The 19,518-nt window shown below is 49.1% G+C and carries 17 protein-coding genes and 7 pseudogenes; 10 read left to right on the top strand and 14 right to left on the bottom strand.

The annotated features are described in order from the left end of the window. Positions 1 to 191 precede the first annotated feature (191 nt). Positions 192 to 611, top strand: coding sequence for a GlcG/HbpS family heme-binding protein (locus HYG81_RS38080; RefSeq protein ID WP_226777816.1), 420 nt, complete (start codon positions 192 to 194; stop codon positions 609 to 611). A 14-nt stretch (positions 612 to 625) separates the two neighbouring features. Here HYG81_RS38080 and HYG81_RS38075 read toward each other — a convergent pair whose 3' ends face one another. Beyond that, positions 626 to 934 carry a hypothetical protein gene (locus HYG81_RS38075; protein ID WP_226777815.1) on the bottom strand — a complete coding sequence of 103 codons (309 nt, stop codon included), beginning with the start codon at positions 932 to 934 and terminating at the stop codon, positions 626 to 628. A gap of 718 nt (positions 935 to 1,652) precedes the next feature. Here HYG81_RS38075 and HYG81_RS45835 point away from each other — a divergent pair. Both HYG81_RS45835 and HYG81_RS38070 read left to right on the top strand, forming a co-directional pair. Continuing rightward, positions 1,653 to 1,802: a DUF7563 family protein gene (locus tag HYG81_RS45835; RefSeq protein WP_425607559.1), complete on the top strand. Its 150-nt coding sequence runs from the start codon at positions 1,653 to 1,655 to the stop codon at positions 1,800 to 1,802. After that, a complete protein-coding gene (locus HYG81_RS38070) occupies positions 1,799 to 1,942 on the top strand; it encodes a hypothetical protein (protein WP_226777981.1) in 144 nt (47 codons plus the stop codon). Before HYG81_RS45835 ends, HYG81_RS38070 begins: the two co-directional genes overlap by 4 nt. Positions 1,943 to 2,064: 122 nt before the next feature. On the opposite strand, the pseudogene HYG81_RS46085 reads toward HYG81_RS38070, so the two are convergent. Next, positions 2,065 to 2,199, bottom strand: a pseudogene (locus HYG81_RS46085) (PD-(D/E)XK family putative nuclease); the annotation flags it as partial. Positions 2,200 to 2,781: 582 nt separating this feature from the next. On the opposite strand from HYG81_RS46085, the gene HYG81_RS38060 reads away from it, so the two are divergent. Beyond that, positions 2,782 to 2,928 carry a hypothetical protein gene (locus HYG81_RS38060; RefSeq protein ID WP_226777814.1) on the top strand — a complete coding sequence of 49 codons (147 nt, stop codon included), beginning with the start codon at positions 2,782 to 2,784 and terminating at the stop codon, positions 2,926 to 2,928. Between the two features lie 675 nt (positions 2,929 to 3,603). Here HYG81_RS38060 and HYG81_RS38055 read toward each other — a convergent pair. From HYG81_RS38055 to HYG81_RS38045, 4 genes are all read right to left on the bottom strand, one after another. Further along, positions 3,604 to 4,323: a hypothetical protein gene (locus tag HYG81_RS38055; RefSeq protein ID WP_226777813.1), complete on the bottom strand. Its 720-nt coding sequence runs from the start codon at positions 4,321 to 4,323 to the stop codon at positions 3,604 to 3,606. A 404-nt stretch (positions 4,324 to 4,727) separates the two neighbouring features. Further along, positions 4,728 to 4,862 carry a hypothetical protein gene (locus HYG81_RS45455; protein ID WP_255647764.1) on the bottom strand — a complete coding sequence of 45 codons (135 nt, stop codon included), beginning with the start codon at positions 4,860 to 4,862 and terminating at the stop codon, positions 4,728 to 4,730. Positions 4,863 to 4,886: 24 nt separating this feature from the next. Beyond that, the gene (locus HYG81_RS38050) at positions 4,887 to 5,189 is read right to left on the bottom strand and encodes a hypothetical protein (RefSeq protein ID WP_226777812.1); all 303 of its coding nucleotides are present in this window, start codon (positions 5,187 to 5,189) and stop codon (positions 4,887 to 4,889) included. Next, the gene (locus HYG81_RS38045) at positions 5,186 to 5,605 is read right to left on the bottom strand and encodes a hypothetical protein (RefSeq protein ID WP_226777811.1); all 420 of its coding nucleotides are present in this window, start codon (positions 5,603 to 5,605) and stop codon (positions 5,186 to 5,188) included. The genes HYG81_RS38050 and HYG81_RS38045 overlap by 4 nt, the downstream gene beginning before the upstream one ends. 957 nt (positions 5,606 to 6,562) lie before the next feature. On the opposite strand from HYG81_RS38045, the pseudogene HYG81_RS38040 reads away from it, so the two are divergent. Next, positions 6,563 to 7,195 (top strand): annotated as a pseudogene (locus HYG81_RS38040) (IS6 family transposase). Between the two features lie 234 nt (positions 7,196 to 7,429). Here the strand turns inward: HYG81_RS38040 and HYG81_RS38035 are convergent. From HYG81_RS38035 to HYG81_RS38020, 3 genes and pseudogenes are all read right to left on the bottom strand, one after another. After that, positions 7,430 to 7,764 (bottom strand): annotated as a pseudogene (locus HYG81_RS38035) (transposase); the annotation flags it as partial. Between the two features lie 201 nt (positions 7,765 to 7,965). Beyond that, a complete protein-coding gene (locus HYG81_RS38030) occupies positions 7,966 to 9,213 on the bottom strand; it encodes a Zn-dependent hydrolase (RefSeq protein WP_226777810.1) in 1,248 nt (415 codons plus the stop codon). Positions 9,214 to 9,427: 214 nt separating this feature from the next. Then, positions 9,428 to 9,628 carry a HalOD1 output domain-containing protein gene (locus HYG81_RS38020; protein WP_226777809.1) on the bottom strand — a complete coding sequence of 67 codons (201 nt, stop codon included), beginning with the start codon at positions 9,626 to 9,628 and terminating at the stop codon, positions 9,428 to 9,430. Between the two features lie 169 nt (positions 9,629 to 9,797). Here HYG81_RS38020 and HYG81_RS38015 point away from each other — a divergent pair. From HYG81_RS38015 to solA, 3 genes and pseudogenes are all read left to right on the top strand, one after another. After that, a pseudogene (locus HYG81_RS38015) lies at positions 9,798 to 10,034 on the top strand (IS701 family transposase); the annotation flags it as partial. 546 nt (positions 10,035 to 10,580) lie between these two features. Next, positions 10,581 to 11,768 carry a M24 family metallopeptidase gene (locus tag HYG81_RS38010; RefSeq protein WP_226777808.1) on the top strand — a complete coding sequence of 396 codons (1,188 nt, stop codon included), beginning with the start codon at positions 10,581 to 10,583 and terminating at the stop codon, positions 11,766 to 11,768. Between the two features lie 240 nt (positions 11,769 to 12,008). Beyond that, a complete protein-coding gene (solA, locus tag HYG81_RS38005) occupies positions 12,009 to 13,097 on the top strand; it encodes an N-methyl-L-tryptophan oxidase (protein WP_233289926.1) in 1,089 nt (362 codons plus the stop codon). 102 nt (positions 13,098 to 13,199) lie between these two features. On the opposite strand, the gene HYG81_RS38000 is transcribed toward solA, so the two are convergent. Continuing rightward, on the bottom strand, positions 13,200 to 13,886 hold the full coding sequence (locus HYG81_RS38000) for a type 1 glutamine amidotransferase (protein ID WP_226777806.1): 687 nt from the start codon (positions 13,884 to 13,886) through the stop codon (positions 13,200 to 13,202). A gap of 216 nt (positions 13,887 to 14,102) precedes the next feature. Between HYG81_RS38000 and HYG81_RS37995 the strand changes: the two genes are divergently transcribed. Beyond that, positions 14,103 to 15,020, top strand: a complete 918-nt coding sequence (locus tag HYG81_RS37995; protein WP_226777805.1) for an IclR family transcriptional regulator — start codon at positions 14,103 to 14,105, stop codon at positions 15,018 to 15,020. A 211-nt stretch (positions 15,021 to 15,231) separates the two neighbouring features. Here HYG81_RS37995 and HYG81_RS37990 read toward each other — a convergent pair. The 3 genes and pseudogenes from HYG81_RS37990 to HYG81_RS37985 all read right to left on the bottom strand — a co-directional run. Next, positions 15,232 to 15,471, bottom strand: a pseudogene (locus HYG81_RS37990) (ISH3 family transposase); the annotation flags it as partial. A 76-nt stretch (positions 15,472 to 15,547) separates the two neighbouring features. Further along, positions 15,548 to 15,865, bottom strand: coding sequence for a transposase (locus tag HYG81_RS45565; protein ID WP_340674445.1), 318 nt, complete (start codon positions 15,863 to 15,865; stop codon positions 15,548 to 15,550). A 608-nt stretch (positions 15,866 to 16,473) separates the two neighbouring features. Further along, a pseudogene (locus HYG81_RS37985) lies at positions 16,474 to 16,885 on the bottom strand (transposase); the annotation flags it as partial. A 295-nt stretch (positions 16,886 to 17,180) separates the two neighbouring features. Between HYG81_RS37985 and HYG81_RS37980 the strand changes: the two are divergent. Beyond that, the gene (locus HYG81_RS37980; RefSeq protein ID WP_226777804.1) at positions 17,181 to 18,671 is read left to right on the top strand and encodes a sodium/proline symporter; all 1,491 of its coding nucleotides are present in this window, start codon (positions 17,181 to 17,183) and stop codon (positions 18,669 to 18,671) included. Between the two features lie 19 nt (positions 18,672 to 18,690). Here HYG81_RS37980 and HYG81_RS37975 read toward each other — a convergent pair. Continuing rightward, a pseudogene (locus HYG81_RS37975) lies at positions 18,691 to 19,367 on the bottom strand (IS6 family transposase). Between the last annotated feature and the right edge of the window lie 151 nt (positions 19,368 to 19,518).

Below are 19,518 nucleotides of genomic sequence, written 5' to 3'. Positions count from 1 at the left end.
TATAATATAAAGTGTGCTGTGAAACAGTGAATTCTACCGCCGTATGGCGATTTAACACAGCCGCATAGATTCACTACTGGATAAACTCTTCATCAGACAAGCTCATTGTCTAATCATTTCTATCATTATAATATTCATATATCGTAGACAGGTGGAATTAAAACCTTCCCGTGAGTAGATATACTATATCCATGGTAGAATCCATCAGCCTGGAAACTGCAAAAGCAGTTATCGACGCATGTGAACGGCAAGCTAACAAAATCGAGAACCCAATGGTGATCACGGTCACAAATTCAGAAGGAAATCTCGTTGCCCAGCATCGGATGGACGGTGCGTGGCTCGCGTCCGTTGACATCTCCCGGAACAAAGCGTATACAGCTGCGGCACTGGATATGCCGACTGACAAGTTAACTGAACCGTCACAACCCGGAAACTCGCTGTACGGTCTTCAGAATACCAACAACGGGCGCATGGTGATCTTCGGCGGTGGCTACCCACTCAAAGCAAACGGCACTGTCGTCGGCGCTGTTGGAGTTAGTGGCGGCGAAGTTGAAGAGGATATGGCCGTTGCGGAAGTCGGCGTCGAAGCGTTTGAGGACTTCTCTTCATAACCGCGATATAACAGCTATTCGGCGCTATTGATCGAGATATCAGACACTGTGATGCCGACATTCTCGAGACTGATATCGACCTGGAAAATGCCATATAATATACCATCATACTCAAGTGTCACACCATCAGCGTGCAGTGAGAAAGAGTTGATCGAGTATGTACGCTCGTCGATCTCGACTGTCGGGAGCGCCTGACTCGAGATCTCAATCTCATCAATGGAGGCGTGCTTATCTTCGAGTGAAACATCGATGCTACCCTGCTGCTTAGACGTCCCAGCACCGTCTGCAGCCGCAACCGTAGCGAAACCAGTTATATCGACCATCAAGACGAGGCATATTGCGAGCCGCTGTGTCAGTGACCGCATATTCCGAAATACGAACTCAAAATATACAAATTAATTTTATATACTATCCGATGATATAAAAATGATTAATATACAGTACAAGTAAGAATAACTGATACTGGTATCAGGGTATATGACGCTCAGTTCATTCAGCCTGAAATCCTTGTGCAAGGCTGAACGTAGTGAGGATCTCGATACGATTTCGTCGTCTCTTTCCTCAGGTAGTGCCATGGCTTCGGTGGGATCGTCCGACCACACTGGAGTTCCGCTGTAACGCCCCGAGCCTCGAGTTTGTTTATCTACTGGTTTATTTCGCCCTTCGGTGGGAGTTCAATCGGTTCGACTGTGGATTCGACTATTCCAGCGTCCCAGCGGAAAAGGGGGGAGGTCCCTCGCGTTTGTTACACGACAGCATGACCCGCTTGTTTCAACTCGAGGTGATAGAAAGTCGCCGAGAGCGATACGTCTGACGTGTGGCAGACGCGGTTCGGGTGGATCAAGTGGAAACGGAAGCTACTTTAGCAACAGCGGAAGTCGCCATTGGCACGCACGACGTCGATCGGTGCGGTCTCGGCGTTGTACTCGAGCGTATCCGCCTCAAGCACCCGGCGACTCGCGATCGCCGTGGTATGAAACGAGCCGAACGGCGCACCGATGAGTAGTGGGGTTTACGACCCTTCCAAGGAGTGCTCACACTATGCCCAAGTGCCAGAACTGCGAGGGGCACATCACGGTCGATTTTATCCGCGTATTCGGCATCGACGGTGAAGCCCACAGGTGCCCCGCATGTTCGACTAACTCAGAGCTAAAAGAGGGTGCTGGCGCTCGAGGTGACGCCGAACCATGACCACTGATCGCGACGACGATCAAGACGAGGCCGAACTCTGCGAGTTCATCGAACGCGCTGAAGCGGGAGAGTTCGACGCTGATCCCGCCCTCGAGGCAACCGCCCGTATCGCCCGTGCGCTCCTTGAGGCTGACCAATAAGCGTGCTCTCGCTTCCGACGAGGCTCGACGTCGCGAAGGACTACACGTCGACATCGGCCGACGCTCGAGCGGACCATTTTGTCATGTAGGATCGTGCAGCCCGATCGTCCATATGGCTGGGAGACGACGAAACAGTACCAGCTGTCGTGTCGCCGGAGTTTCTCGTGGTACTCGCGGTAGACCTTCCAGTTACCGGCTGTCCGTCGGAATACTCGTGCATCGTTGATTTGCTCTCGACAGGCATTCCGTTCCCGAATCTCGCGTCGTGCCAGCTCGCTGCTCGAGATCGAACCGACGCTTCGCGGCCATTCGTTTCTCGACTGGTCATTGGACTGCTGGCATTATGGTATGTAGAAGGATGATCCGCCTTCGACCTCGAACATGCTGGCAGTGAGTGCCCGATATGCGTGGACTGATCGACGACGACCGATCGACGGCCCCACTCATCACACGCGGGTACGTCATCGCGATTGTCAACGCTGTCGAGCACGCGAACGCCCACCCGTAGAACAGTGCTTGCGATGATTACGAACTGGCCTACTCGGTCTCGGAGGGCTACTGTCTATGCGAGGCAACCCACGAAATCGATCTGAGCGATATCCCGCTGGAACTCCGACAGAGCGCGCCGATTCAAGCGTAGGTCCAGCTCGCAACGCGCAGGCTGATGATCAACAGCACGGATGGCGAGGCGGCAACATTACACGTCATAGCGGTCAACTGGTTGCTCGAGCGCCTGCCGGGGATGGGGGTCGGATACCGATGAGTAGCCAAATCCCCGATGGCCGCTACGTCAATTTCTACTGCCTGGATGTCAAGCCTACGCGGACGACATCGAAACCGTGTTCGACCGCGAGGAGTGGTCGATCCTTCGCGATCCGTACTGTCTGAGTTCGCTGAACGCGGCGATCGACGCCAACCAGCCGGTCACGGCGCGCCACCTACCAAACGGGGAGTTCGACGACCGGCTGTTCCAGACCGACGACTAACCAATTGTTTTCACTTCGAACGAGGGGTGTCTCTCAAAACCGGAAAGCGACGAGCCCGGCGTAACGTGGGCAACGACTGACGCCGGACTCGAATCGACTGAGATGATGATCGGGCGTCGCGTCTACGACACAACGCGACAGTCGGAGTTCAACACTCGAGCGTTATTAACTTCGCGGGACAGCGTTTTCACTCGAAATCTGGTGTGTCCAAAAGCGCCCGCCGTAAGATGACTGGGGGTGCAGCGGACGTGTCGCGTACAGGGAGTGACGCGACAGTCTAGCTAAGGGCCGCCGGTTGCTTGAGTCCAACGCCAAAATCAATTGGTAGCTCTTGCTTGCCACCACAATTGCTATACAACAGCGCCTGAAAGCCGTGTCTGGCCGTCGCGTCTGCCGGTCGTCCGTGGGTTTCAGTTACCTCCCGCGGGGCCGACCGTCACGGTGGCGGCCGATTCTCAGCCTTCGAGTCTCGTATCGAATACGGGATACCGTCCCCTCTGCTCCTGTAGCGTGTGATCGAAAGCAGTACGCAGTTATACCAGAGATCGTGATTTCCGAGTGTAGAGGCCCTACTGGCGACGACCCCGTCGCAGCCTCCGCAATCAATCTTGATATCGTCCAAAGAGGGATAGTCCCTACACTCGAGATAAAACCGAATGGAACGATATGACCCTTTCACAGAGCAAACAAATCCATCTCATATTCTCGAAATGAGACGTACTCGGCTGTCCGTAGCAGACGACGCAACGCCTTTGCTGCCAGAAAAATTATGGACGTACCACTCGTATAGACTGTGTCGTTTTCTTTGATAAACAGGACGAATGATATCATATCAGATACAAAACAGTGTACGAACACCCGCCGCGTCACGTCTCGGCGCTCGAGATCGACGTGTAGGAACGTCTCGCCGGGTGCGACCGCGCTACATGCCTGGCAGTGCGTCCAATCAGGATAGCTGGCGACGTCGAGACCGATCATATTCCATGGCTCGAGGCCGGATTCGTACCACTCGAGCACCCGCGTACGGGCGTACCAGAAGCTCCAGTACTCGAAGCCGACGACGGGTTCGAAGTCTTGTAGGTGGGCGTCTTTGTGCGAGCGAGCCATATCATGAAGGTGCTCGTGTATCTTCCCGTCGTTGTGGTCGTCTTCGGGGTTGCACTCCGGCGGGACGTCGGTGATGATCCCTTCGCGTGGGTGCAACTGATTCGCCAGTACGTGCGCGTCTTCGATCCGCTCTTGAAACTCGGTGAGCACGTCGTAGCGGCGCTCATGATCGGATATCACGACCTCGAGACAGTCGAAGTGCGTGCTATCTTGGGCGGCGATCGTTGCCTTGAGTTTCTCCGGGTGTGGAATCGCAAACTCGACGACCGACTCGGTATCCGAGTACATCAGGTGCTCGTCCCAGTAGGCGCGTTCGACGTCTGACAGCTCACGCTCGCCGATCGGCAACTCCGCATAGATGCCGTTCGCGCCGTGGATCTGCCACTCGGACCCATCGCCGTAGCGAGCGGCACTGGCGGTTCGGATCCGTTCGGGGCCGCTTTCTTCGGGACGCGCGACGTGAACAGCGCCGGATACTCGCGCTCGAGGATACTGGCCGACCGATAGTCGTACAGGTCGCTCAGATTCCTCGTGACGACGCGGACGCCGCCCGGTACGTCTTCGACGCGACGGATGGGTTTGGGATCAGTTATAGCATCACCACGAATATAATGGCAAGAAACACGATTATTAGCGCGGCTGCCAGTACAATTAGAACGGTAGAGACGAAGTCAGAACTCTCGCGGCTAAGGTCACGCATCGCCGCACACCTCTACTCGCACGAACTCCGGCGCGACCTCGAGACACACCACTCGCGAGCGATAGATCTGACACTCCAGCTCGCGGTCGTCTTCGCCGGAGACGTTCTCGAGGGCCGCATCCATCATCCTGCGGGTGTTCGCAACGTGGTCCTACGACCCGCTGGGATACCGCGACCACAGGTGATACGGCCCGTCGTAGCCGTCGTACTCGCCGTCACGATCGTAGGCGAGCCACCACTCGTGGTCGGTCGACGTTGCGAAGTACACGGCCACCGCCGCGACCTCGAGCGCCCGTCGCCACGCCGTCGGTTCGATCTCGTCGTTTCGGTTGCGGCCGTCGATTACGCCGACGACGGGTCTGACCTCCGGGCTCGGGGCGAACGGCGTGCCAGAGGATTCGACGAGTCGCTGGCGGGCCGTGGCGGGCTTTCGATTGAGGTTCTGGTAGGTCATTCCGAACCACTCCCCGTTCGCACAATCTCGAGTTCGAACTCGTCAGTGGGCTGTGTCACTTGCATCGAGACGACGCGGTAGGTCGGCCGCCTCTCGAGTATCGAGGTGTCGATTTCAAACTCGATTTGGTCTGCTCCGAGCCCCAAGGCCCCGCCGACATACCCGTCGGCGACGACTGTGTCACCATCCATCAGGTACACGTCGTAGTCTGTTGGATCATACTCGGCTTCGGGGTCGAACTCGAGTGCGATCTCTGGCTTACCACTGCGAAGCAAGCGCTCAATGCTGATCGTGTTCGGCTCTTGGACACGACCGTCGTGGTACACCTCGCTGTTCTCGACGCCACGAACCGTGTAGTCGTCGGGGTCTATCTTCCCCTCGCCCCCGCTGGCCGTACACCCCGCGAGTGCGACCATGCCCTAAACTCGAAGAGCGAGCCGAGGCTTAGGGCTTTGATTCACGGCATGATCTCCAGATCATCCGACTTGCGCTTCGTCACGCTGCTGTTACTGGCCGGCCACTCGAGTTGTGGCATGCCCCAACGCTTGCAGACCGGTACAACCTACCCCAGTCGGTCGGACGGATCAAAGGGCTTCTCAGAACTATCTGCGACGATGGTCAACTCTGTGATGAGTTCATCGACTCTCGGCTTGTTGCTGGAATCGATTCTTATTGACATTGGTGTGTCTCTGGGAACACATCCTGCCATTATCCTGTCTCCTGCAGACACCTCGGTTGGCTCTGCTAAAATTCTATTTTCAGTCGTGTTCTAGCGCGAAATACACGCTCACTACACGTACGAACTCAATAAACCCGAAAGTTTTTATCAGGAGTTTAGAATAAATCGATATGAAGCGTCGTTCTCTCCTCACGGTAGCCGCCACAGTAGGTCTCGCCGGCTGTACGACGACTTCGAATACTGCGAGTCCTGAGCCGGATTCTAATACGAATCGCAAGAATGCATTCGATGAGTACGAATGGCGGCACCCGATCTCGGGCGGCTATTTGAACGTCTCAAACGGAATGTTGTATAGAATCAAAATTGGCTCAGAAGACGTAGAAGACGAAGAAGACGACCAGTTTACCGGAGAGACGGGGAGTGGAAATCTCTTCTCTCTGGATCTACAAAACGGTAATCTTCGGTGGACACAGGGATTCAGTGGCTCTCTCCAGAATCTAGTTGTAAGAGATGCGGTATATTACGAGACAGATAATGATGCTCTCAATAGTTGGGTCTCAGCGATCGAATTCGATGGAACGAGGCGGTGGGTAGGATTCTATCAGCTATCGGTGGTTCTAATGTCTTTCCCCGACATTCAAGGCGCTGTTTCGTTAAGCGTGAAAAGTGAGGCAGTGCGATTTTGTGGTGCTCTATGCCAAAAATCCACCACCTCAAGGGTGTAGCGACTGGATCGATTTGAGTTTTGTGGAGCGAGAACGGACACCGCGTCAGCTGATGGAGCTCAGTATTTGACTCCATCTTGCTGGTCTATCGCTTTCGAATACCGTTCAGAAATTAGAGGGTTTCAGTGTCAACGTAGTCGTAAGGCAGTCCACGAGTGGGTTCAGAAGTGCGATCTACAGCCAGCAGATGACGCGAAGCCGAATCACGTCGCGCTCGACGAGACAGTGATTCAACTCGACGAACATCGGTATTGGCTGTACACTGTTGGCAATCCGTAGACGAACAAAATTCTCCATCTACGGCTGTATTCGACGACTACAACCGCGTTGACAGAACGGTTCCTGCAGGAACTCTCTGAGAAATACGACCCCAACGATGCCGTATTTCTCATCGATGGAGCAAAATACCTCCAGACTGCACTCCGTCGATCTGGGCTCCGATTTCGATACGAAAAACATGGAAATCGGAACGCTACTGAACGTATCTTTCGTGAGATAAAACGGCCCACCTCTTCGTTATCAAACTGTTTCAGTCACGCAAAACCATCAACAGCAGAGTCCTGGGTCCAAGCTTCGCTGTCTGGCACAATGCTACAAACTAAACACGACCCATAAGAGCGTCCGAGATTATATCAGACGCATCGTCTCCCATATCGTTTGAATGGGGATTGGCTCTGGGGAATTTCACCTCCAGTATCTACCCGCTGTTTATACTAGGTATCGCTGTAAAATTCTGTGTCAAAGAGGTTCACGCTATGTAGTAACAATCGATCTACGTATTATTAGTTTACTGTTCATCCGTAACGAGTACGTCACACCTCGATAACACACAGTCTCACTTCAACTGGCCCAACGAGATCAACATAAGGCGCATCGAGCGCTTTACCCAAGCACTCGATGCGCCGGTGGATCGTTTTGTAGGTAACATCAATCTCGCACTGTAGCTGCCGGAGACTCGTGTTAAACCCGAGAACGCATAGATCGAAAACAGCCGCCGATAGAGCGCAATCTTCGAGTGAGCGAGGATTGTGCCAGTCTTGTCGTTGAACGTGCGGTCGCAATCCTCACACAAGTATTACTGAAAGTGCCCGTAGCTGTTGTTTCTAACTGTCCGGTCAGAACGGCAGCAGGGACAGAAAACCCTGTTATGACAGCGAATCTGTTGCAGCAGGTCCGATGCGACCGATTCTGATCAAAACACATCCAAGGGAATCATTCGTGTCTAGACCGCTGACGCGGTGATCTTATCTCCTTCGACTCTACAACACTGATATTTTTGAAGAGTTCATAAAAATGATTATAGCATTTTCCATCCCCATGAGCCATTACGTTAGAAATTTATCATAGTAATTAGTATTACTGTACTGGTGATTTAAGAAGTAGATAGTTCAGCAATAGCACCAGCGAGAATATGAGTCGCAGCAGCACAATCTTCCCAATCAGTCCACTCTAGCGGACTATGTGATATGCCATTTCGGGAGGGTGCGAAAAGGAGCGCAGCGTCAGTCGCTTCTGCAATATTTTTGCTGTCATGGATGGCACCGGAGTGTACGTCAAGGGTCTCGAAGCCAGCAGTGATACCTGCGTCGTGGAGTGCAGATCGACATCGGTCACTCATTTCGACTGGTTGTCGATCCCACAGGCGTTCAATTGAAGTTTTGACAGAGCGTTCATTCTCAATTCTATCGAGACTTTTTTGGGCTTTTTCGACGATAGATTCGATAGAGTCATAACCAATATCTCGGATATCTAATGTGAGGCTTACCGTTCCAGCGATAACGTTAGGTGCGTTCGGCGAAACAGTAAGTCTACCAACTGTTCCGACTGCCGTCTCGGATACATCACAGCGTTTGTTCGTTGCCTGCTCTACGTCAAGAATAAACTCGCTTGCGGCAGCGAGTGCATCAGATCGGTCGTTCATAGGCGTCGAACCAGCATGATCTGCCTCACCGGAAAATTCCACGATACACCGCGATAGTCCAGCGATACTCGTGACGATACCAGCCGGAATGTTTTCGTTTTCGAGTTGTTTAGATTGTTGGATATGGAGTTCGATCCATGAATCCCACTCTGAGGCGTCAATCACTCCCTCTCCCTGGTAGCCGATATCAGCGAGTGCGTCGCCAAGTAAAATTCCATCGGTATCCTCAATTGCCAATGCATCCTCAATACGCATTTCACCAGCAGCGACAGCAGATCCGATAAGTCCGCCGCCGAATCGCTGGCCCTCCTCTTCAGTGAAATTTACAATCTCAATAGGTCGGGCAGGCTCAAATTCCGCCTCCTGCATCGCTCGAACGCTCTCAAGGCCCGCATAGACGCCGAGCGGTCCATCAAATATACCCCCTTCTGGAACTGAATCGAGATGACTACCTGTAGCGACCGGGGCCGCGTTTGGATCTGCACTTTCGGGTTCCCACCGTCCAACGATGTTACCAATCTGATCAGTGGAGACAGAGAGACCAGTATCACGAAGCCGTTCACAAAAGAAATTTCGCGCCTGACAGTCCGCTTTACTCCCGGTTAGAACTGTCCGCCCCCGCCCCTCGTCAGTCGGAACTGCTCCGAATTCTGCATTAGACTCAATGTCATTGCGGAGGCGCTGTTGATTGACTCTCATAGCACTTCTTGACAAGAGATCCACCTATTTTATTGTTCGGTTCGATACTCTTATCCGCTCATTTACCGTCTCTACGCGCAGTAAGACGAAGACGACGAAAATCACGACACGACGTACGATCTTGCTCATGAGATTATCACTGCACTGGCTCTGTTGAAATCCAATTCTTCAGACGAATTCTCATATGAAACAGCTGATTGCTGAAGAGTGCTTACTAATTGATCGTGATTGTGCCGCTATCTACAGTTATATTGTATCCAATGTACTCCAACTGAATCTTACTTGATTTAGCAAGACGGTCCAGCGCATTAGGGTCAACGGTATCATATAGAGGTGGCAAGTCCAGTGGATCCTGTTCCTCCATTTCTGCAACTCTATCTACAATTTCAATGGCTATACTGGACTCTGTACTCATCATTTGATTCCCCATAGGGACTCAATTTGACGTCCTCCCTTATAAGTGGATCGTGAATTAAAGTAGACGATTAGAAACCATGGGTGTTGGTAACTCCCATCAAACGAATCTCCTGTACTTACCGCTGGGGGTGCCAAACCTATCATCAGCTGAGGATTTCAACAGAGCCACTGCACTCGAAGAAGAGGTAGGTGTCGGCAGGTATACCTACCTTTTCGACTCATGGTTCGCCTGCAATTCCGATCTTCCCAAAGACATCAAATCCTATGGCAAGGACTGGATTAGCCTGCTTCGGAGCAATCGACAAGTTACCTACGCCAGCGAGGAGATGCGCGTCGATGCGCTGAGCAAGCGCATCGACACGACTGAGCGTGAAATTGACGACGAACTCTACCATATCTGGACTCTATAACCTTCTCTTGTGGGTACGCGACAATGACGATCAAGGCGTTGAAACCTTATGCAAGAGCTCGACCATCTCCTCGTTCACTCAACAGCTGAGGCCCACGTGCAAAACTGAGTAAGACGTCACCACTGAAAGCTCATGATCTGTTCCCACTATTAAAATGTACTCAATTCGCGGACACAATATAGCATTGGTTTCCATTACTTATTTTATAATTGATATATTGTTAATGATTTAATTGTAATATAGTTCTTAGGGGAGGAGGTGATTGACGCAGTTTTACAATAGTATGGTTGTAATATCTTCCCACAGTCTTCAGTAGGTCATAGCTGCTATGATCAGAAGGGGCGGCCTATATAAACATTCGTCACAAGAGAATTTGTACGATGATACCGAGTAAATGATGAAAGAGTTATATTAGTCTAAATGACAAAAAACCTCGATTTGCCACACCTCTATCGGATAGAGTAATCATCTCTGGAACAGAAGTCTGGTTTGCTGCTATCGACATTTTTATTTCCTACTAATCACTTCTTTTTACCGTACATGGAGAAATTCGCCATACCGACCAGCAGAATCCAGAATCGCAAGAACGATCTTCTTGACTACATCTCAAGTTCAGGGTACGATGGCGCAGTCGTATTTGGAATGGCCAACGTCCAATACCTCAGTAATTTCTTCGCAATCGAGACACAGCGTCCCGTTGCGCTTGGGATAACTAAGGAGGATACGTTCCTAACGATTCCAGAAATGGACGAGATTCATGTTCGAAACCATGATGAATTCATTTATGATGACCTTTTCACATATTATGAGTATCCACAGAGTGATCCGATGCAAACTGTTGGAGAAATGTGTGCTGAACTGGGTATAGACGACGGGAGAATTGCAGTTGATTCTGATGGGCCAGCCCATACACTTGGATTCTCAGGGCCTTCTCTCTCCAACATCGTCCCTGGAGAAGTCGTCGTTGAGGACTATTTTAATGATCTAACCCGTTACAAGGACGAAACAGAGATTCAACTGTATAGGGAAGGCGGTACCTGGGTGAATCTCGCTCATAGATTACTGCAGCAGAAAATCGAGACTGGAGAACACCCAATTTGCCTTGCGGAGGAATCCCAAACTGAAGCTATTCGTTCAATGATTAATGCTTTGGGCGACAGATATCAACTCACGAGTTGGGATCCACCTATTCAGGTCACCTGTACAGCAGGTGAGGAGAATGCGTACTGCCATAATCTCAATCAGCAGAAACCTATTGAGGAAGGGGATCTCATAGAGACTTTCGTTATGGCCGAAATGTTTGGTTACAAAACCGGGAAACTCGAACGAACCATGGTGGTAGGTGAGCCATCTAATGAACAACGGGATTACTTCGAAATTATGAAAGAGGCCCAAGAAATCTTATTTGACGCTATTGAACCTGGAATTTCGTACGGATATACTGAGGATATAATTGACGACTTTTTCGCTGAACACGGTCTAGAAGACAATCAAGCTCATCGTCCAGGACATGGAATGGGGTTGAGTTGGTTGAGTCGACCGTTCCTCGATAGGGGCCTCGAGGGCGAGTTCTCGGTCGGAGAGGTATTTACTGTGGAGCCAGCTTTCTATATTCCCGACATCGGAGGATTTCGGCATTGTGACACGGTGACAGTCACTGAAGACGGTATCGAGGTACTCACGTACTACCCACGAGACCTAGATGATTTGACCATTCCTGTTGAGTAGTACAGGAGATTGAAACCATCATATACATAATTGATATGATGGGGCCTGCTAAGGGCTCAGCGTGTGAATAAGATATTGAGGTAGCTAAAATTTTGTCAGATCGAGTGATGGACTACAATGAGACCAGCAGTATTTTCCCATTCCGGTAAGTTTGAGTCAGTTAGCGATAAATATGTAGCTGCACGATCTATGGCTAATAGTACCACTAAGCACGATGTTATCGTGATTGGAGTTGGTGGAATGGGTAGTGCTGCCACATACCACCTTTCGAAACAGGGTTACGACGTACTGGGCCTCGAACAATTCGACATACCCCACTCGAAAGGGTCATCACATGGCGTTACGAGAATTATTCGAAAAGCGTATTTCGAAGACCTCGGTTACGTTCCCCTCTTGGATCACGCGTACGACCTTTGGAAAGATCTGGAAGAAGAATACGGTCAACAACTTCTTTTCGAAAAAGGATCCATTGCAGCTGGACGAGCTGAGAGTGAGGATTACAAAAATGCGCTATTAGCCTGTGAACAGTACGATCTGCCATACGAAATACTGTCGAGTGCGGAGCTTTCAGAGCGGTATCCTGCGTGGAATCTCCCTGACGACTACAAGGCGTTATTCCAACCCGACGGTGGTTACCTCGATTCTGACCGTTGTCTGATTGCTCATGTTCAGCAGGCTCAAGAACACGGTGCGACAATCAAAGCGAGAGAGAAAGTCATCGATTGGCGGTCAACGAGCAAGGGAATCAAAGTAGAGACGAACAAATCCGAATATACGGCTGACCGACTAGTGATAACAGCGGGCGCGTGGATTAGTGACTTAGTCAACGAACTTCAATCCACGACATCTGTCGAACGACAGGTCTTGACGTGGCTACAGCCAACAGAACCGGAAAACTTCGACCCAAGTAACTTTCCAGTTTTCACTATCACTGTCGATGAGGGGCAGTTTTACGGGTTTCCGGAGTACAAGGTCCCAGGGTTCAAATTTGGGAAGCACCATCATGAAGAAGAGTTAGTTGATCCAAACGAAGAGAATTGGCGTGAACCAACGTTAGCTGATGAACAAACACTGAGAAATTTCGCGGAACGGTATCTCCCAACCGGTGCTGGTTCGACCCTAGCACTACGAACATGTATGTATACTAATTCTCCCGATGAAAACTTTATAATAGACACTCACCCTGACAATGATGACGTCGTTATTGCAACCGGGTTTTCGGGTCATGGATATAAATTCTGCAGCGTAGTTGGCGAAGTTATTGCAGACCTTGTCGACACGAAGAAAACAGAACATCCGATTGGTCAATTTAGCAACTCGAGATTCTGAAATAGAGTCCTAACTACCTTTTATCCGTATATTTGATTAAGTTATTAAAATAACTCAAAATAGGGGCAGACTGTGTCAGACATACACATTTCAAGAGCGGCTCTACACTATGTATGTGGCGAAATTATCATATATTTGTACCAACTGTGAAGCGCTTTTCAATCGTGGTGAAGTGAGGGACGTCATCGCTTCATTCAGATCTTCATCTCCACTAGCGTTACGGAATATCTGTATGGCTGATTCAGCGTTGATTTCTGGATGGAATTGAATACCATAGATAGGATATTGGTCAGACGCAAATGACTGAATTCCATCTCTATTATAAGCTAGAACAGTAGTATCTTCCGGAAGGTATGTAACCGTGTCCCAGTGCCATTCGAAGGGGGTTGCAATAGATGGAAGATCTGCGAAGAGTTTGCGAGAGACATCAGTGTGTCTGAAGTAGACAGGTTTGAAACCTAATTCGGGCTGCTCCATTGGTTGAACTTCCCCACCAAGGCTGCTCGCTAGCAGTTGATGACCAAAGCAGACTCCGAGGATCGGTATTCGTTGTTTTATTATATCATCAATCTGCTCAGCGAGATCATTTTGCCATCGTTCCTTTTGGTATACGTGAGCGCTGGAGCCAGCGATTATGACGCCGTCAGAACTCTGCAATATATTTTTCGTACACTGCTTTGGATTTACCTGAGATAACATAATATTTTCGTTTCTCCTGATGTAATCTCGTATCTGTGAATAGTAATTGAACGGTGCAGGTGGTGTGATGCATATTATTTCCTTTGACATATTTTCGTCTTTTGAACTGCTTCTTCTCTTTTAGCACTACGAAATCCCATGTAATAGTACTATCGTATATTCGCAGGAAAACAGTCGAAATAATACTTGAGCAATAAATTACACCAATACCAATGTTGTATTTCATCATTATATGGGATATTAAGTTTCACCTGCCAAATTTTTCGTGGGTCCTGGTTATCGCTTGAATCTTATGCACTTACTGTTATGAATAGCGAAGCATGGTGGCAGGAAGAGTCTCACGACACTTATGAGAGCAGTGAGAAGCGTACCGAATATGGGACCCCACTTCCGAGAGAAACAGTCTGCAGAAATATGCTAGTAGTATTTATGCGCCGAGATGAAAAATGGACCATGGGAAGCAAACGTATCTTGTCAACAACTGCCAGCTCCCTAAAGATTCTCGAAATTATAATTAAACTAGATGGGGCGACGTTATCCGAGATCAGTGACGAAATTGAGATGGCTAGAAGTGCTGTACATACCCATTTAAACACACTCAAAGAGTACGGGTATGTAGTGAAAGACGGTCAATTCTACCGAATTGGGTTAAAACTAACTCATTTCGGCGAGTATGCAAAAAGTCAGCGGGAGGCCCATTCATTGGCTGAAAAGTGGGTATCACAACTTGCCGAACAAACTGAGTTGGAAACTGATTTTGCAGTCGAAGAAAACGGCAGAATAGTTTCACTGTACGATAGTACAAAGTACTCAACAGAGTCAACCTCATTCACGGATAATGGTCGATATTTTTATTGCCATAACACTGCAGCAGGAAAGGCAATTCTCAGCAACTATTCAGACGACCGTGTGAATGAGATTCTAGATAAATGGGGAATGCCAGCAGATACACCACGGTCGATTACATCGAGAGAACGGCTTTTCGATGAACTCCAGGAAGTCAGCAAACAGGGATATGCGACTAGTATAGAAGAAAGCATTAATTCACTCAATTCAGTATCGTGTGCCGTCCAAAGTCCACGTGAGCAAGTTTGCGGAGCATTCGTGGTCAGTGGACCATCCTACGCTCTAGACGAAAATAGGATTGGAAATATAATTCGTCCCCTCAAAGAGATATCAAGGAAATACGAAAATGATTTGGAGCAGTATTATAACACTGGCTAGGGAGAATGAGAACTTTTGAGTGATAGTAAGGATTTCTACGCTATCAAGAACCGACATTAATTCACCTTCTACGGATTATTTCTATAGTTTCCCCGTATCAACATCTCATAAAGCGTCATCAGCTGACTTGACTGCGTTGCCAATTTCCAAGAGGGTTATTTGATCAGTGATTAGCAACTGGACCGCCGAGTTTCGCCGTCAGATCGTGCTATATTACTCGACTCCACCCTTTCGAGAGTTCCGCTTGATCGCTTTCTCTACGGGATCTAGTATCACGTACACGTGATTGTGTGCCTGAAGCAACGTGAGACACTTGGTGTGTAGAATTCACGGTCAAGATTAGGACAGCCTTGCCACTGAGGTCAAGGCAGTTGAGAACACCGAGAAATGCTGCAAGGGCACTACTGGCAGTGTCACCGTCTCGAAGACGGCGCACTGCCAGCGTGAATCGCCATACAGCGTTGGATTTACCCAGACCAGCACGCTTTATATTGAAGACGACACGCATCAGAATATTTTCACAGGACTCACGATGACTGGTTTCGCGCACGCATAGCGCCGCCGAGCGTGTGCCAGATCACCGAGAAGATGGTCTCAGACAACGATCTCTGGCCAGAAGAGTCTCTATCGGTCCGCGTGTTACGCACGTAATCGGTGGGGCAGAATTCACGGTGCTTGATCAGCGATCTCATGCCTTCTCCCTTCAGTTCCTCGCGTAATTGCTGCCAGTCGTAGCCTTTGACGACTGAGAGGCTGTGCAACTTGTCCGCCGCAACGCGGGTGAGTTGCCAGCCGAGCTGAGCGTCGTGCCGTTTCTCGGTCGTCCAGTGAACGTCAAGGACGATCGTATATTTGTATCGGCGATATCTGCTGTTTTGAGCGTCTGAACATGATAATTCGTGTGGTGACAGTAGTCTTTACTCGCGTTCTCACGGTCGAAAAATGCTCCGTCCGTCGCCGCGTAATCAGACGGCTCATTCAGCTAGTCTGAGATACTTCATCCGATTTTTTAAAACATGAATTTTTATATATGCATGGTTTCCGTTAGTGGGGTATCCTATAATCATCTGGTTATCCTACTGTTGTTCAGCTTTCGAGTACATTTATAACTAAGCGTGATTGAGTGGATGGGTGCTCAATAGAGACAGCAGTCAGTCAAAATTACAACCATATGGGCGTAATATGGGTAATTTTCTATCTTATAATCATGTGAATTATAATAGGCGCACTGGAGGGATACGGAAGGGTTCGCATTTCACGTACATTTAAATGGTGGTAGAACAAGCATGACGATGTCACCGATTGTCGTTGTCCCGAAAGAGGGGATCAGAATTAAGGATATCATCCCTGAATAAATAATGGAGCAACTCCTGATCTACTGGATTTGCTGAAAATAATGCACCAAAATGGATCTCTTGAGCTGTGGTGAATCGCCGTACGGCGTTAGATCCACCTAACTCACAGAACGCGTGATGTTGGAGACGGTACACATTAGTACGATTTTACGGAACTCGCGGCACTAGGCTCGCGTATGCACGGTGTCGCCGAGCGTGCGCTTGATCACCGAAGATACGATCGCAGACAGTGCTCATTGGCCGTAAAGCGTCTCGTTGATCCGCGCGCTGTGCGTGTGATTAATAGAGCTGAACTCACGGTATTTGATCAGCGGTCTCACGCCTTTTTCTCACAGTCTATCGCGTAATCGCTGCCGATTATAGCCTTCCAGTTGATCTATTCGTCCGACAGCAGTAATGCTTGCTCGCGTTTTCGCGGTCGAAAAATGTCGCATCCATCGCCGCGTGACCAGATGAATCGTACAACTATGCTGACAGGCTCAGCACTTGCCAGACTGCCATCTTGATCTGCTGAACCGCAATATGAAGGTAACATTTATATATATATATAGGTTCCATACTCGGTGAGGTCATAGACAATGGATACCACGTCATCAGGATGGCTAAGAACAGAAAGACAGCGTATGATCCTAGGATGGGTGTTTGCTGGTTTGTTCTTTCTAATAGCCTTCGTTTCCAGTTTCTTCTTTGGAGAATCGAATGGAGCCATTATTGCTCCTGGTGTGCTAATTATGACTGTCCTGAGTTGTGTTTTGATCATCCTTAGTATATGTCTGTATTATACTAGTAACACGGTGATCAATCAATGAGTCAAGTTGTTTACGGTTTGGTATTTGGAGTGTATGCACTTGGTTTGATGGCCCTTGCATATTACGAATCTAGAGGGGTCGAAGATTCATCAGACTACATGATTGCAGGTGGCAGTCTAAAGAGTTCCGTTGCAGGTGTAAGTGAGCTGTTTTCATCGTTCAGTGGATTTTGGCTAATAGGTATTACCGGGTTTGCGTACCTCGTAGGAAGTTGGGCATGGATAGCAATACTGGGTCAGGCTACGGGATGGGTCATCATGTACTATGGTGTTGCAGAGCGTCTAAAACGTTCAAGTGAGGTGATTGGAGAGGAGACGTTACCAGCTTATCTCGGAAAAATGTATGATAGTAAATCAGTATTGGTTGTTTCCTCTCTATCATTGCTACTATTCGAAACAACATATGTGAGTTCACAGATCTCAGCTGGGGCAAAAGCGATGACCCCTTTCTTTGATTTATCATGGGAATTATCAGCTATAATTATGGGGACAATAATTACCGTGTATACTGTTGCAGGGGGATTCAAAGCTGTTGCATTCTCCGACTTTATCCAAGGAATCCTTGTGGTCCTGGGAACTGTTGTGTTCGTAATTTGGACAATGCTTTTGGTGGGGGGACCGGTTATCCTGTTTAATCGATTATCTTCAATTGACCCCATGCTCGTATCGTTTACCGGAGGGTCGGAAGGTTTTGTTCTCTTCAGTAGTCTCATGAACTGGGGTTTTATCGGAATGTATTACTTTGGGAGTCCACACTCATTAATTAGGTTCTTTGCCATTGATGAATCAAGCAATGTACGAAGCGCAATGGTTTGGAGTGGTTTTGCACAACTAATAGTAGCAGTTGCAGCTGTTTTTGTCGGCCTTTCTGCAAGAGTTCTTTTAGAGGGACCTCTTCTTGCTGATGAAGAGCTTGCTTTCTCTACGCTAGCAATAGCGGAGCTGACTCCGGTTGCAGCCGCCTTCATGCTCGCAGCAGTGGTAGGGCTGTTGATGAGTACAGGTGATTCTCAACTATTAATGAGCGCTACGACAGTATCTCGTGACTTGTACGAACGAGCCTTAGATAAGGATATTACAGATCAAAAGTCGAAACGAATAGCCAGGATCTCAGTTCTTGCTCTGGGGTTGATTGCAACAGCTATTGCATCTTTCAACATCTCGTCAGTGTTACAGATAGTAATTTACGCGTGGGCTGGCTTGGGTGCGACATTTGGGCCAGCAATATTTGCATCCCTTTGGTGGAAAAATACCACGTCCCAGGGTATAGTTACTGGAATGATTGTTGCCTTGTTAACAACAATATTAGCATATATTTTCATTGGTAGCAGCCACCCGATTCTAATCACATGGAATATTTGGCCAATGGTCTTGTCATTTGTAACAATATATTTAGTTAGCAAATACACACACTCTCGGACTACACATGAGGACCACATTCAAAGAATATCGGTAGGACGTATCAGCACGGGTCAAGATGATGACTGATATACTTCGGCGGCACTGTCTAGTTTAGTATCTCCGCTGGCGGTTGTTTGTTGAGTGACTGATGCGGTCGCTGTGTATTATAGTAATGGACAAACCATTCAAGACATTCTCTGGCGCTTGTTCGACTGCCGACACACTATTTATGGAAGCGGTCGATCCACATTTTGAGAGTGTGAAACCACTTTTCGATGTGGTTTCAATCGACGTAGTCGAGTGATCGCTCAATCCTAATTGGAGGAGGGCAGTCAGATACCCAGCACCATCAACGAGAAACTCAGCGTCCAAGAGATCGTGTTTCTCGGTGAGTTCATGCAGAAACGCAGCAGCCGGATCAGTGCCTCACTGTCCAAAGAGTGCGACGTCGAGAACGAGTTACGTGTTGAGGTCTATTGCAGCGCACATCCAAGACCAATCACCGTTAATCCTGACAGCGGTCTCGTAAACCGCGACCCGCGATAGCGAAGCGGTCGGCGGGTCTGGCACGCTATCAGACAGCTGATATACCCAATTCCAGATCGCTTGATGAGACCATTCAACACCGAGTGAGCAAAGAGCTGCTTGTGTCTCTCGAAGCGAACAACCGGTCGCGTGGAGCCGGATGGTGAACGCCTTGACGGGCGTCGCCATCCGCTCACGCTCCCAACATTCATCAAATTCCGCCGCATAGCTCTCGTTGAGCAGGTCTGCGAGCATCATTCCAAACCAACTCTACGACCTGCTCACTTCTTAAACAGCGCTAACTAGTCTCACTCCAAGCCTCAACCGATACGCAGAACAATGATGACGTAATCGAGAGCGGCTGATTAGTTCACAGCTGAAGTAACACTAGACGGTGCCTATAGATGTA

The organism is Natrinema zhouii (assembly GCF_013456555.2).
GTDB classification, from domain to species: Archaea; Halobacteriota; Halobacteria; order Halobacteriales; family Natrialbaceae; genus Natrinema; species Natrinema zhouii.
Note: the sequence above shows the minus strand (reverse complement) of the source record. Positions and strands in the feature narration are given on the sequence as shown.